At 64.9% G+C, this 13,859-nt stretch carries 9 protein-coding genes; 2 read left to right on the forward strand and 7 right to left on the reverse strand.

Annotated features, from left to right (window positions below):
- Positions 1-2: 2 nt before the first annotated feature.
- The 6 genes from H0482_RS12630 to H0482_RS12655 form a co-directional block, all read right to left on the reverse strand.
- Complete coding sequence (locus H0482_RS12630) at positions 3-1,517, reverse strand: pseudouridine synthase (protein WP_193730417.1); 1,515 nt, start codon at positions 1,515-1,517, stop codon at positions 3-5.
- Positions 1,518-1,622: 105 nt separating this feature from the next.
- The gene (locus H0482_RS12635) at positions 1,623-2,321 is read right to left on the reverse strand and encodes a hypothetical protein (RefSeq protein ID WP_193730418.1); all 699 of its coding nucleotides are present in this window, start codon (positions 2,319-2,321) and stop codon (positions 1,623-1,625) included.
- A gap of 83 nt (positions 2,322-2,404) precedes the next feature.
- A complete protein-coding gene (gene lspA, locus H0482_RS12640) occupies positions 2,405-2,971 on the reverse strand; it encodes a signal peptidase II (RefSeq protein WP_193730419.1) in 567 nt (188 codons plus the stop codon).
- Positions 2,972-3,127: 156 nt separating this feature from the next.
- Positions 3,128-6,049: an isoleucine--tRNA ligase gene (ileS, locus tag H0482_RS12645; protein ID WP_193730420.1), complete on the reverse strand. Its 2,922-nt coding sequence runs from the start codon at positions 6,047-6,049 to the stop codon at positions 3,128-3,130.
- Between the two features lie 144 nt (positions 6,050-6,193).
- The gene (locus H0482_RS12650; protein WP_193730421.1) at positions 6,194-7,165 is read right to left on the reverse strand and encodes a bifunctional riboflavin kinase/FAD synthetase; all 972 of its coding nucleotides are present in this window, start codon (positions 7,163-7,165) and stop codon (positions 6,194-6,196) included.
- Between the two features lie 71 nt (positions 7,166-7,236).
- Complete coding sequence (locus tag H0482_RS12655) at positions 7,237-8,103, reverse strand: TIGR01459 family HAD-type hydrolase (protein ID WP_193730422.1); 867 nt, start codon at positions 8,101-8,103, stop codon at positions 7,237-7,239.
- A gap of 214 nt (positions 8,104-8,317) precedes the next feature.
- Between H0482_RS12655 and H0482_RS12660 the strand changes: the two genes are divergently transcribed.
- Entirely contained in the window at positions 8,318-10,759 is a 2,442-nt protein-coding gene (locus tag H0482_RS12660; RefSeq protein WP_193730423.1) for a methyl-accepting chemotaxis protein, read from the forward strand.
- Between the two features lie 157 nt (positions 10,760-10,916).
- On the opposite strand, the gene H0482_RS12665 is transcribed toward H0482_RS12660, so the two are convergent.
- Complete coding sequence (locus H0482_RS12665) at positions 10,917-12,164, reverse strand: EAL domain-containing protein (RefSeq protein WP_193730424.1); 1,248 nt, start codon at positions 12,162-12,164, stop codon at positions 10,917-10,919.
- A gap of 248 nt (positions 12,165-12,412) precedes the next feature.
- On the opposite strand from H0482_RS12665, the gene H0482_RS12670 reads away from it, so the two are divergent.
- Entirely contained in the window at positions 12,413-13,843 is a 1,431-nt protein-coding gene (locus H0482_RS12670; RefSeq protein WP_193730425.1) for a sigma-54-dependent transcriptional regulator, read from the forward strand.
- The last annotated feature ends 16 nt before the right edge of the window (positions 13,844-13,859 follow it).

Genomic DNA, 13,859 nt, shown 5'->3' on the forward strand with positions numbered 1-13,859 from the left:
GCTTAACCGCGAGGCTTGCGCGGACCACCCGGGCGACCGGCAGGCGGACGCGAGCCAGACGATGACGGACGGCCGCCCGATGGCCTCGCGCCACCTGGGCGCGGGCCACCCGGCTTGCCGGCAAAGGGCTTGCCGCCGGGACGATTGCCCTGGGGGCGGTCACCGAAAGACTTGTCCCCGAAAGACTTGCCCGCCGGACGGCCATTCTGCGGACGATCACCGAAGGGCTTGCCGTCGCGGCGCTGCGGGCGCTCACCGAAGGAGCCGCGCGCGGGCTTGTCGCCGAAACTGCGCTGCGGACGATCCCCGAATTCGCGCTTGGGACGATCCTCGAAACTGCGTTCCGGTCGCGGGCCGCGCTGCGGGCGGTCGCTGAAATCGCGCTTGGGGCGGTCATTGAAACCGCCACGGGCCGGGCGATCCCCGAAATCACGCTTGGGACGATCGCCGAAGGGCTTGCCGCCCTCGGGGCGATCGCCGCGCGGGGCCGGCTTGCCGAAGGCGCGGGCGGGCTGGTCGTCGCGGTCGGGACGCTTACGATCCTGATCCTTGGGCGTATAGGTTTCGGGCGCGCGACCATCGTCCTCGAAATGGATGCGGCGCGGACGTCCGGCCGGACGATCCTCGCGCTCGGGCCGGCCGGAGGCGCTGCCGCGCGCCGGATTGGGGCGGGCATGGTCGCGGTCGCGCGGCGAGCGGACGCGGTGATTCTCATCGCGCTGCGGCTCGAAATCGGGCATTTCGCTTTCGAAATCGACCCCCGCAGCCTCGGCCAGCTTCTTGCCGAGCTGGTCGCGCAGCATGCGGGACTTGACCATTTCGACGCCGCCTTCGGGCAAGTCGCCAAGCTGGAACGGGCCATAGGACACGCGGATCAGCCGGTTCACTTCGAGCCCCAGCGCGCCCAGCACATTCTTGACCTCGCGGTTCTTGCCCTCGCGCAGGCCCATGACGATCCAGACATTGGCGCCCTGCTCGCGTTCGAGCGTCGCGGTGATCGGGCCATATTGCACGCCATCGACGGCAATGCCGTTCTTGAGGCCGTCGAGCTGGGCCTGGGTCACCTGGCCAAAGGCGCGGACGCGATAGCGGCGCAGCCAGCCGGTGGAGGGCAATTCGAGCACGCGCTTGAGGCCACCGTCATTGGTGAGCAGCAAGAGGCCCTCGGTATTGATGTCGAGACGCCCCACGGTCAGCACGCGGGGCAGGCCCTTGCGCTCCAGCGATTCGAAAATGGTGGGGCGGCCTTCGGGATCTTTCTCGGTCACCACCAGCCCGGCGGGCTTGTGATAGAGCCAGATGCGCGTGCCCTGGCGCGCGGCCAGCGGCAGGCCATCGACCTCGATGCGGTCGCGGGAGGTGACGTTGAAGGCCGGGGTGAGCACTTTCTTGCCATTGACCGAGATCCGGCCATCGGCGATCCAGCCCTCGGCATCGCGGCGCGAGCAGAGCCCGGCGCGGGCAATGACCTTGGCGAGACGGTCGGCGGTTTCAGGCTGTTTGGGGGCGTCGCTCATGAGCGCAACTTTCTGACATGCGGGACCCGGAACGGGCGGCGCGGTAAATGTGAAAAGCGGCCGGTTGAACCGGCCGCCCTGTATTTTGCGATGCGAACGACGCGCCTAGTTGCGGATTTCGGAATCCAACAGACGCGCGCCCAAGCTGCCCGAGGTGGCATTGGTGGTGGGACCGGAGCCTTGCAGCGCGCGGCGGACATCGGCGGGGCAGCGGTCATCGCGCAACGAGACCAGATCGCCATTGGCGGCGCGGCAGACCAGCTGGGCATCGCCGACGCGGGTAAAATATTCAGCCGGCGGCAGATAGAGCGGGCGCTTGGTATTGCCGGTCACCTGCATATTGGCGGCGCGCATGCGGGCGGTCATCTGGTTGATCTCCGCCTCGGTGAGCGGGCGACCCGAAAGCGAGCGCAGATCGACGACGCGGGCATTGCGCAGATTTTCGATGTCGGCGGCGGTCAGGTTCGCCGTGTCGATCTGCACCTTGCTGCTATCGGTCGGCAATTGGCTGGCGCCCGCCTGAACGGTCGGCGTGGGCAGGGCCGAAGGATCGCGCGGCAGCGCCAGGGGGGCGCGGGCGGCGGTCAGGTCTTCCTTGGGCGGATCGCCGGGGATGAGGCCGACGCCGCGCGCCGTCGTATTCATGACTTCGCGCTCGAAGGTGCCGAAATCGGTCAAGGCATTGGCGCCTTCAATGGTGGTGCAGGCGCCCAGGGCGAGCGTCGCGGCCAGACCCAGCGCCGCAAGGCCGGCGCGAATAGCGGTCGGAAAAGCTGAAATCGGCCCGGTCGATCCAATACGCATGCAACATCCCTTCGATATTGGCGGCTTCTATAGCGCATTCCCGACGCCAAGACCAGATTCCGGCGACACGGAGATTGCCTTCATCAAGCGCTCTTGTTCACCCGCTTGCGTCCAAGGCCCAAGAGGTCGGCGAAAAGCAAGATGACGCCGAAGGTTATCGCCACATCGGCGAGGTTGAAAATGTAGAACGACCAGCCGGCCCAATGGAAATGAAAAAAATCGGCGACCGCGCCGTAAAGCAGGCGATCAAGCGCATTGGAAAGCGCCCCGCCAATGCAGAGCGCAAGGCCCAGCCGGATCAGCAGCACATCGGAGCGCCACCACCAGACGGCAAGAGCAATGATGGCGGCGCCCATGATGATGCCCAGAACCCAGACCGGCATGCCATCGAGCAGGCCATAGGAGATGCCGGTATTCCAGACCAGGACATAATCGAAGAAGGCGGTGAGGTTGAGGATTTCCCCGCCCCGCCAGCCGGTGAGCCCCGCGGGCACATAGGCGAAGGGCACCGGCACACAGATGGCCTGGCCGATACCATAGCATTCGGCGGCAATGTGAAATCCCTTGTGCGCCCGGTCGATGCCGAAGGCGAGAATGGCCGCCATCAGCGAAGCGAGAATGGTGGGATTGCGCAGGGAATGGGCGTTCATCGGCTCCGGCTTCTCCAAAAACCCTCCCTTGAGGGCGAGTTGGGGGTGGGGGTTGGGCTGGCAAGCCCGGAACTCTTCATTCTTGCGACCCTTCGGCCCCCTACCCCTACCCCTCCCCTTATAGGGAGGGAGGTGGCAGGAGCCGACGGGGCAGTTCTAAATTCCAGCCGCTTCGCGTTCCCGCAATGCCTGCGCGTCGCGGGGGGAGACGTCGGGGAAATCAGGGTCCGAGCCGACTTCGGGCAGCACTTTCCACGAGCGGGCGCAGCGCTGGCCTTCGGCCAGGGCCGAGACCACGGAAATGCCGGGCACGTCATCGAGCCGGAAGGCGTCGAGCGGGCCTTCGTTCTGCTTGATCTCCACCGCCGAGGTGATGGCGATTTCGGCCAGATCCTGACCTTCCAGCGCCACGATATAGCGCGGATCGGCAACGAAGACTTTGGGGGCTGCTTCGAGCGAGGAGCCGATGCGCTTTTCGCGGCGCTCGATTTCCAGCGCCCCGGTGACGACGCGGCGCACGGCGCGGATCAGCACCCATTTGGCCGCCAGTTCCTCGTCCAGCCAGGAGGCCGGAATGTCGGGGAAGAGGCGGAGATGCACCGATTGGTCCGCGCCCGGATGCCGTTCGAGCCAGCATTCTTCCATGGTGAAGACCAGGATCGGCGCCAGCCAGGCGGTGAGCGCGTTGAACAGGTGGTCGAGCACGGTCAGCGCCGAGCGACGGGTGATCGAGGAGATCGGATCGCAATAAAGCGCATCCTTGCGGATGTCGAAATAGAAGGCCGAAAGCTCGATATTCATGAAATTGGTGAGGAGCGTGACCACCTTGCGGTAGTCATAATCCTTGTAGGCGGCGCGCACGCCGGCATCGAGCTGGGCGAGCCGATGCAGCATCAGCCGTTCGAGCTCGGGCATGACGGCGGGATCGACCACATCCTCGGGCTTGAAATGGGCCAGATTGCCGAGCAGCCAGCGCATGGTATTGCGCAGCTTGCGATAGGAATCGACGCTTGTCTGGATGATTTCCTTGCCGAGCCGCAAATCCTCCGAATAGTCGGCGGAGGCGACCCAGAGGCGCAGGATGTCGGCGCCGAACTGCTTGATGATCTCCTGCGGGGCAACGACATTGCCCAGCGACTTGCTCATCTTGCGCCCTTCCCCGTCCATGGTGAAACCATGGGTCAGAACGCTGTCATAGGGCGCGTGGCCATTGGTGGCGCAGGATTCGAGCAGGGAGGAATGGAACCAGCCGCGATGCTGGTCCGAGCCTTCGAGATACATCGAGGCCGGGAATTTCAGATGCGGCCATTTCTGCTTGTTGCGCAGCACGAAGGAATGGGTCGAGCCGCTGTCGAACCAGACGTCGAGCACGTCCCGGATCATCTCGTAATCATCGGCCTTGTACTCGGCACCGAGATAACGCTCGGCGGCGCCGTCCTGGTACCAGGCGTCGGCGCCTTCATCCTCGAAGGACTGGGCGATGCGGTGATTGACGGCCTCGTCGCGCAGGATTTCGTTGGTCTTTTTATTGACGAAGACGGTGATCGGCACGCCCCAGGCGCGCTGGCGGCTGAGCACCCAATCAGGGCGGTCGGCGATCATGGCGCGCAGGCGATTCTGCCCGGTGGCGGGATAAAACCTGGTCGCGTCGATGGCGTTGAGCGCGCGGGTGCGCAGGGTATCGTCAGCACCATCAATCGGCTTGTCCATATAGACGAACCATTGCGGGGTATTGCGGAAGATGACCGGCTTCTTGGAGCGCCAGGAATGGGGATATTGGTGCTTGATGCGGCCACGGGCGATGATATTGCCGGCTTCGGCCAGGGCGGTGATGACGCGGTTATTGGCGTCGCCCTTCTTGCCGTTGTCGTCGATGACCCGCCCGCCCTCGAAGCCGGGAGCGTCCTTGGTGTAGAAGCCGTCATCGCCCACGACATAGGGGATGGACGGATCGATGCCGCGCTCCTGAAGCAGGCGGGTCGAATCCATCCAGATGCCGAAGTCGTCGAGGCCATGGCCCGGCGCGGTATGGACGAAGCCGGTGCCGGCATCGTCGGTGACGTGTTCGCCATCGAGCAGCGGCACGGCGAAGGTATAGCCGCCGGCGAGGCCGCGCAGCGGATGGGCGGCCGTGACAGCGTTGAGATCATCGGCGGTGACGGCGGCGCGCTTTTCGTAGCCGGTGACCTTTGCCTTGGCGAAGACTTCTCCCGCCAGCTTATCGGCAATGATCACCTTGTCGCCGACCTTGGCCCAATTTTCGGCTGGAGCCTCGGTCACTTCGTAAAGCCCGTAGTCGATGCGACTGGAAAAGGAGATGGCGCGGTTGGCCGGGATGGTCCAGGGGGTGGTGGTCCAGATGACGATGGCAGCGCCCGAAAGCGCGCCTTCGGTCACAGGGAACTTCACCCAGATCGCGTCGCTCTCATAGTCCTGATATTCGATCTCGGCCTCGGCGAGCGCGGTGCGTTCGACCACCGACCACATGACAGGCTTGGAGCCGCGATAGAGCTGGCCGCTCATCGAGACCTTCATCAGCTCGCGGGCGATCTGGGCTTCGGCGTCGAAGCTCATGGTGAGATAGGGATTGTCCCATTCGCCCAAGACGCCCAGACGCTTGAATTCCTCGCGCTGCACATCGACCCATTGCTCGGCAAAGGACCGGCATTCCTGGCGGAATTCGACCACCGGAACCTCGTTCTTGTCCTTGCCCTTGGCGCGATATTGTTCCTCGATCTTCCACTCGATGGGCAGGCCATGGCAATCCCAGCCCGGCACATAGGCGGAATTGTAGCCCAGCATCTGCATCGAGCGCGACACCAGATCCTTCAGCACCTTGTTGAGCGCATGACCAATATGGATATTGCCATTGGCATAGGGCGGGCCGTCATGGAGCGTAAAGAGCGGCCGATCCTTGGCCTGCTCGCGCTGAAGCGCGTAAATGTCCATGTCCTGCCAGCGCTGCAGCCAGATGGGCTCGCGCGTCGGCAGGCCAGCACGCATGGGAAATTCGGTTTCCGGCAGGAAAAGCGTGGCCGAATAGTCTTTTTCGGTCGCGCCGGGAGCGGTGTCGTTCATGGATCGGCAATCAGGTTCGGAAGATGTGCGGGCCTTTTAGCAAGGCATGGCGGCGGGGGCAAAGGGTGATTTCGGGATGCAAGCCAAGCGCATGCATCGCGTCCCGGGGCGCGATGAGTGGAAGAGGCGCGGAAAAATTCCGTCCTAGCCGAAAAAGCCGAGCTTTTCGTCCAGTTCGCCAAGCGGGGCGACCTCGGCGATCAGGGCGCGGGCCTTGTTGGAATCCCGGTCCATGGCGGCGATCAGTTCGTCGAGCCCGGAAAACACTTCCTGGCCGCGAATATGACCGATCAGCGCCACTTGCAGGGTCTGGCCGTAAATGTCCTCGTCAAAGGCGAACAGATGCGTCTCGAAAGGCGGGCGCTGGTTGTCGAACATGGGCTTGCCATAGGCGGCGACGCCATCGAAGAGGCGCTGGCCGAGGCGGGCGCGCACGGCATAGACGCCCTGGGCCAGCTGGAAGCCGGTGGGCGTCATGGTATTGGCAGTGGGAAAGCCCAGTTCGCGGCCGCGCTGATCGCCCTGGACCACGCAGCCATCGAAGAACCAGTGATAGCCGAGCAGGCGATTGGCGGCGGTGACCGCGCCTTCGGAGAGCGCCGCGCGGATGCGCGAGGAGGAGATGGGCTCGTCGCCTTCATCCATAAGGTCGAGCGTTTCGACGGCAAAGCCGAGCCGTTGGCCCGCCGCCCGCAGAAAGGCCGGCGTGCCGCGCCGCTGGCGGCCGAAATGGAAATCGGAGCCGGTGATGACGCCGCGCACGCCCAATTGTTCGACAAGAATGGTCTCGACGAAATCTTCCGCCTCGGTCTGGGAAAAGGCGTGGTCGAAGGGCAGGATGACGATGCCGTCAAGGCCCAGGCAAGCGGCCAGCCGGGCCTTGGCGTCGCCCTGAGTCAGGCGGAACATGAAGGGCGCGGGCGCGAAGACGTCGCGCGGATGCGGCTCGAAAGTCAGCATCAGCGCCGGCACGCCCGCCGCCCCGGCCCGCTGGCGCAGGGCATCGATGATGGATTGATGGCCCCGATGCAGGCCATCGAAATTGCCGATGGCCACATAGGCGCCGCGCAGGCTGGCAGGCAGATCGGCGAGACTGGACAGGCGGGTAAAGCTCAATTCAGCGCTTCTCCTGCTGCCGCAAGCACACCATGGATGACCGCGATGGCGCGGATCTAAAGGTCATCGGCTCACCAGCTCAGGCGCGGCAGATAGCCGGCAGTGCGGGCGCGGCTGGGGGCGATGAGATCGGCAATGGCCTGCGGATCGGGCTTGCCGAAGGCGTCGAGTTCGGCGGCATGAATGGAGCCGGTGATGAACAGCAGATCGATGCCGAACTGGGCGGCGCCGGTCGCGTCGGTGCGCACACTGTCGCCGATGGCAAGGACGCGGGACTTGTCGAGGCTCTTACCGGCGGCTTCCTCGGCGAGGCGGAATGCCTCCTCGTAGATCGGCTGATAGGGCTTGCCGGCCATGTGGACCATGCCGCCCATGGCCGCATATAGATCGCCCAGCGCGCCGCCGCAATAGATGATCTGGTCGCCATGCTCGACCACACGGTCAGGATTGGCGCAGATCATCGGCAGCTTGCGCTCGAGCCAGTACTTGGCCCGCTCGCGGTACATTTCGGGTGTATCGTCATCGGTATCGAGATCGGTGACAACCACGACTTCAGCCTCTTCGGGGCCGGTGCGGCGCAGGTCGAGCCCTTCATAAAGCGCATCGTCCTCGGTGGGCGGGCCGACATGGTGGATCGCCTTGCCGCGATATCTGGCGATCATCGAACGGGTGGCGTCGCCCGAGGAGACGATGGAATCATAGGCGTCGCGCGGCACGTCCAGCCGGTCGAGCATGGCGATGAGCGGGGCGGAGGGGCGCGGCGCATTGGTGATCAGCACCACCTTGCCCCCGGCCTGGCGGAAATTGCGCAGGGCTTCGACCGCCTCGGGAAAGGCGGCGACGCCATTGTGAATGACGCCCCAGACATCGCTCAGGACCGCATCGTAGCGGCCCGAGAGGTCGGAAAGGCCGGAAATGATCGGGAGCGGCGCGGTCATGATGTGCTTTCGTCAGAGGGAGTTGAGACATGCCTATGTGGCACTTTGCGCCACCGGATCAAGCAAAACCTTCGCATCATGGTGATGCGCGCCACGGAAGAACTTCCTTAACCGCTTGATTCTTATTGTTCGCGCACTATACCGGCCGCTGTGCGGAGGAGACGCGAGCAGGCCTTTTGTGGATCGCCTTTTGGCAATGGGGGGCTTCCCGGTCATGTCGCGCCAAATCAAACTCGCCGTGAAGCTGCCGGCCATGGTCATGGGCATCGCCCTGGTCACGGGGCTAGGCCTGGGCGTGGCCGCCTATCTCAGCAGCGACGGCATCGTCACCGCACAGGCCGAGCAAAGGCTCAGCGCCGCTTCGGAAAACGCCAATGCGGCGCTCGAAGCCTATCTGGGCGAGGTGGCCGAGGATCTGACGCTGTTTGCCGGCCGCAAGGACGTTTCGGCGGCGCTCATGTCCTTTGCCGGGGCCTATCGCTCCCTCACCTCGCAGGGCGATCCGGCGGAATTGCTGCAAAAGGCCTATGTCACCGACAATCCGCATCCACAGGACCAGCGCCGCCTGCTCGACAGTTCGAACACGCTGCTGGCCTATGACCTCAACCACCGCCCACAGCATGCCGAGTTCCGCGCCCTGCTCGAAACGCGCGGCTATTCCGACATCTTCCTGTTCGACACCGATGCGAACAATGTCTATTCGGTGCAGAAACAGGCCGATTTCGGCACGCAATTCGCCGAGGGCGCCGGGCCATGGGCCGATAGCGACCTGGGCAAGGTGGTGCGCGAGGCTCTGGGCGGCGAAGCGGGCGAGATTTTCCTGACCGACTTCGCCTTTTACGGCCCGCATGACGGCGCGGCGAGCTTCATCGCGGCACCGGTGATCAATCAGGGCATGCTTTCGGGAGTGCTGGTCTATCAGATGCCGCTGGGCCGGATCAGCGAGCTTCTGGCGCGCACCAGGGGACTGGGTGATAGCGGCGAAGTCTATCTGGCCGGCCAGGACGGGCTGGTGCGCAACGATTCCCCCAAGACCGAAAGCGACGACGCGCTCAATGTGGAGCTGTCCGGCGATATTGTCGCGACGGCACTGGCAGGCACGCCAGCACTGGGCAGCGTGCGCTTCAATGAAGAAGGCTATATCGCGGCCAGCACGCCGCTATCCTTCGGCGGCTCGGACTGGGCCGTGGTGGCGCTGGAAAGCGCAGACGACATCCTGGGTCCCTCGGCGGCGCTGCGCAACAGGCTGCTGGTGACCGGCGCGGTGCTGCTGACGCTGTCGGCTTTTGCCAGCGCGATGATCGCCCGCACCGTGACCCGTCCGGTCAGCCGGCTGACGCTGGCCATGGGCGGCATCGCCGCCGACCGGCTCGATACCGACGTGCCGGGCATTGGCCGTACGGATGAGCTTGGCCAGATGGCCGACGCGGTGGAAGTGTTCCGCCAGAACGGCCTGCGCATCGCCGAATTGCGCGAAGCCGAGGACAGCATGAATGCCGAGCGCCTGGCGCAGGTGCGCATGGTCGAGGGGCTGCAACAGGATATCGGCCGGGTGGTGGGCGCAGCCATCGAAGGGGATTTCTCACTGCGGGCCGACACCGCCCTGCCCGATGCCGAACTGGCGCGCCTCGCCGAGAACGTCAACGAATTGCTGGCGACGGTGGAACGCGGCATCGGGGAGACCGGAACGGTTCTGGCCGCGCTGGCCAAGGCCGATCTCAGCCTGCGTGTCACCGGCGATTACAAGGGCGCTTTCGGCCGGCTCAAGGCCGACACCAATGGGGTGGCCGAGCAATTGGGCGAGATCGTCACGCAATTGCGCGACACTTCGGGCGCCCTTCGCACGGCGACGGGGGAAATCCTCTCGGGCGCCAATGACCTTTCAGAACGCACCACAAGGCAGGCGACCACGATCGAACAAACTTCGGCCTCGATGGAGCAATTGCGCAATGTGGTGGCCGACAATGCCAGCCATGCCGGAGAGGCCAGCGAAAAGGCCCGCCTGGTGTCGAGCGAGGCGCAGGCCAGCGGCACGGTGATGAACGAAGCCAATGCGGCGATGGAGCGGATCACCCAATCCTCGGCCAAGATTTCCAATATTATCGGACTGATCGACGACATCGCCTTCCAGACCAATCTGCTGGCGCTCAACGCTTCCGTCGAAGCGGCGCGGGCGGGCGAAGCAGGCAAGGGTTTCGCGGTGGTCGCAGTGGAAGTACGCCGGCTGGCACAATCGGCGGCGCAGGCTTCGAGCGAGGTCAAGGCGCTGATCGAACAGAGCGCCGGCGAGGTCAAGGGCGGCTCAAGGCTCGTGGCCGAGGCCGCCGAACGGCTGGTGGCGGTGCAGAACGGCATCAGCGCCAATGCGGCTTTGCTGGAAAACATGGCCCGCGCCAGCGGCGAGCAGGCGGCCTCGATCCATGAGGTCAATGTCGCAGTGCGCCAGCTCGACGAAATGACCCAGCACAATGCGGCCCTGGTCGAGGAAATCAACGCCGCCATCGAGCAGACCGAAGCGCAAGCGGGCGAACTGGACCGGGTGATCGGCGGGTTCACGCTGTCGCGGGATGACACGCCAGCGGAAAGGGCCGAAGGTGGAGCGCGCGGGCTGATCGGCGCCCTGACGCGCAAAGTGGCAGGGCTGGGCCGGCGATAGAAATATTGTGACCCGGCTCCGCCTCAGGTGGCGGGGTCGAACTCTTCGCCATCAGGGCCAGGTTGATAGCGCAGAATCCCCATTCCGGCCCTCCCCTGAAGAAGGGAGGCGCAGGGGCCTTGGAATCGGAGCATTGTCCGGCGTAGCGCTCGCCCGGCTAGACCCGGCGCAATTGCGGGGCAATGGTGCGGCTGACGTCCAAAGAGAGGTCGTGGCGAACCGGGCCGGCGGCGCCGATATAATCGCCCTGAACCAAGAGAATGTCATTATCGAGCAATTCGACGATCTGGCGTTCATTGGCGATGCCGGTGGCCAGCAGCGAGACATCGAAGCGCGCCAGATAATTGGCGATGTCGGAGAGGTGAAAATCGGTGAGCGAGGCCGGGTTCGCGAGCAGGTCGACGGCGGGAACGCGCAGCGAGCGCACGCCCTGGGCTGCCAGTTCGGCCACATCGATGCGCAGCGAGGTGACGCCCGAGAGCGAGAAGCCCGCGCCCTTGCGCACCAGTGAATCGGTGGACGCCCGCTCATGGGCGGTCATGGCCATCCAGTCGGCCTCCTCGATGAGGAAAGTCAGCCCATCGGCAATGGCGCGATTGGCGTCGAGCGAGACCTGAACCTGCTCGATGGCCGGGCCGTCGCCCAAAGTGGCGCGCGACAGCGGAATGTGGAGCGCCACCGGTTGGCCGCCGGTGCGGGCACGGCGGGCAATGGCGATGGCCTCTACAAGCGCGGAGCCCTCGATATGGCGCAGCACGTCATAGCCGCCACGCCGGGGAAGGAAATCGGGGCCATCGGCCAGATCGCCGTCTTCCAGCACTAGGCGCGGCACCAGATCATAGGCGATGGCGCGGCGATGGGGCAGACGCAGCAGGGGCTGGATATGCTGGACCAGCCTTTTATCGGACAGGGCCTGCCGCAAGGTTTCGAGCGGAATGACCGGCTCCCGCTCGCGGGGGGCGGGGCGCGCGGCCGGCGGGGGCGAGGCGATCATGCGGTCACCGCTCGACATTTCGCGGCGCGGCGGAGCCTTGGCGACCTTGTCCTCGATTTCGGCCACGGCCTCGGCCACCTGCCGGATGACGGTGCCGAGCACGGAAATATCGGCCTCGACGGTTTCAAGGCGCTGGCCCGGATTGGTGTCGGCAATGGCATTGATGCGCTGGCCGAGCACGGCGCCGGCCTGCGCATCGGTGGCCAGGAGCCGAGAAAGATCCTCGATAGCGCGTTCGAGCCGATTTTCCGCCCGGATGCGCAACACCCGCTCCATGGCCAGAACACCGATGCAGCCAAAGACCAATGCGACCAGGACGGCATTGGCCGGCGTGAAGGTCAACGCAAAATAGGCCAGCCCCCCCATGGCGGCGGCAAACAGCGCGATGAATGAATAAATCAAGACCTGCACGGGCGAACCTGCAACCCCTTCCTGGGCGCCGGAGGATTCGGCTCTTTTTCATAGCATTGCGTTCCGCCCCGAAAAAGCGCCGTAAAGCCACTGTCCCCGGCCTATTTGGCGGGCGGCGCCACCAAGGGGCGATGGAAGGAAGACCAATTTGGGCGCGCGGGGAGAACGGAATATTTACCCTAATCCGAAACAATCGGCTCAAGAAGAAGACGGCCCCATAGCGGGGCGAGATCGGGGTGCCAGTGGCGATGTACACGACGAGCGGAAGCGACAATTCGCTGAGCGGCCAGCTGCTGCTGATCGACAGCGACGCCGATTGCGCCCGCCGCATGGGGCAGGCTTTGTGCGAGGCGTTGCTGGTCACCCCGCAGGTCTGCGTGGCCGAGAATGGCCGCATGGCGGCCGAAAAGCTGCGCCGGAGCCGCTTCGACATCATCATCGCCGATCTGGGCAGCCTGATCGACCTCGCCCCCGGCATCGAAGACGCAATGAGCCGGCTGGTGCGGCTGGCCGAGGGCGCGCTGGTACTGGCCGTGGCCGATAGCGGCTCGGTAAGCGCGGCCCTGGGGGCCATGCGCGCCGGGGCCCACGATTATGTCGCCAAGCCCGTCAGCGGCGCGACGCTGGCCAGCCGTATCGGCGAATTGGCGCAACGCCATGGCCGGCCGCGCTCGCTGGGCTGCGAAAGCGGCCCGGAGCCGGTCATGGCCGATTATGCCGGTTTCGTCGGCGCCTCGAGCGCCATGCAATTTCTCTATGAGCAGATCGGGCGCGTGGCTTCGTCCTCGGCGCCGGTCTTCATTACCGGCGAGAGCGGCACCGGCAAGGATGTGTGCGCCGAGGCGCTGCATGCCAAGGGGCCGCGCGCCGAGCGGCGCTTCGTCGCCATCAATTGCGCCGCCATTCCGCGCGACCTGATGGAAAGCGAATTGTTCGGCGTGGTGCGCGGGGCCTTTACCGGCGCGCATGACGACCGCAAGGGCGCGGCGGAACTGGCCGATGGCGGCACGCTGTTTCTCGACGAAATCGGAGAAATGGACCTGTCGCTGCAATCGAAATTGCTGCGCTTCCTGCAAACCGGCATGTTGTCGCGCGTCGGCGAGACCGCGGCGCGCAAGGTGGATGTGCGGGTGATCTGCGCCACCAATCGCAATCCGATGCAATTGATCGCCGAGCGCAAATTCCGCGAAGACCTGTTCTATCGCCTGCATGTGCTACCCATCCACCTGCCGCCGCTGCGCCAGCGGCCCAGCGACATCATGGTGCTGGCCCGCCATTTCCTCGCCCGCTATGCCCGCGAAGAACACAAGAGTTTTGCCGGCTTCACCCCCGAGGGCGCCCAGCAATTGACCGCCGCCGACTGGCCCGGCAATGTGCGGCAATTGCAGAACCTCATCCGCCGCATGGTGGTGATGTTCGATGGCGGAGAAATCAGCGCGCCAATGCTCTCGGCCGCCGACATCGAATCGCAGGCTATCGCACCCGCGCCGGTGGAAGCGCCGCGCGCCGATACCAGGCGCTCCATCCTGCCCATGTGGCAGCAGGAACAGCGCATCATCGAGGATGCCATCGCCGCATTCGGAGGCAATATCTCGCTGGCGGCGGCGGCACTCGAGATCAGCCCATCCACCATTTATCGCAAGCGGCAGAACTGGGCCGAAATGGCGGCGGCGGGCTAAGGTTTTTCCGTGAAAC

The sequence above is a fragment of the Devosia faecipullorum genome, assembly GCF_015158295.1.
GTDB classification, from domain to species: Bacteria; Pseudomonadota; Alphaproteobacteria; order Rhizobiales; family Devosiaceae; genus Devosia; species Devosia faecipullorum.

What these genes read in the sequence shown, in the direction of transcription:
- H0482_RS12630 (WP_193730417.1), bottom strand. Translation starts at nt 1,517, where the DNA reads ATGAGCGACGCCCCCAAACAGCCTGAAACCGCCGACCGTCTCGCCAAG.
- H0482_RS12635 (WP_193730418.1), bottom strand. Translation starts at nt 2,321, where the DNA reads ATGCGTATTGGATCGACCGGGCCGATTTCAGCTTTTCCGACCGCTATT.
- lspA (WP_193730419.1), bottom strand. Translation starts at nt 2,971, where the DNA reads ATGAACGCCCATTCCCTGCGCAATCCCACCATTCTCGCTTCGCTGATG.
- ileS (WP_193730420.1), bottom strand. Translation starts at nt 6,049, where the DNA reads ATGAACGACACCGCTCCCGGCGCGACCGAAAAAGACTATTCGGCCACG.
- H0482_RS12655 (WP_193730422.1), bottom strand. Translation starts at nt 8,103, where the DNA reads ATGACCGCGCCGCTCCCGATCATTTCCGGCCTTTCCGACCTCTCGGGC.
- H0482_RS12660 (WP_193730423.1), top strand. Translation starts at nt 8,318, where the DNA reads ATGTCGCGCCAAATCAAACTCGCCGTGAAGCTGCCGGCCATGGTCATG.
- H0482_RS12670 (WP_193730425.1), top strand. Translation starts at nt 12,413, where the DNA reads ATGTACACGACGAGCGGAAGCGACAATTCGCTGAGCGGCCAGCTGCTG.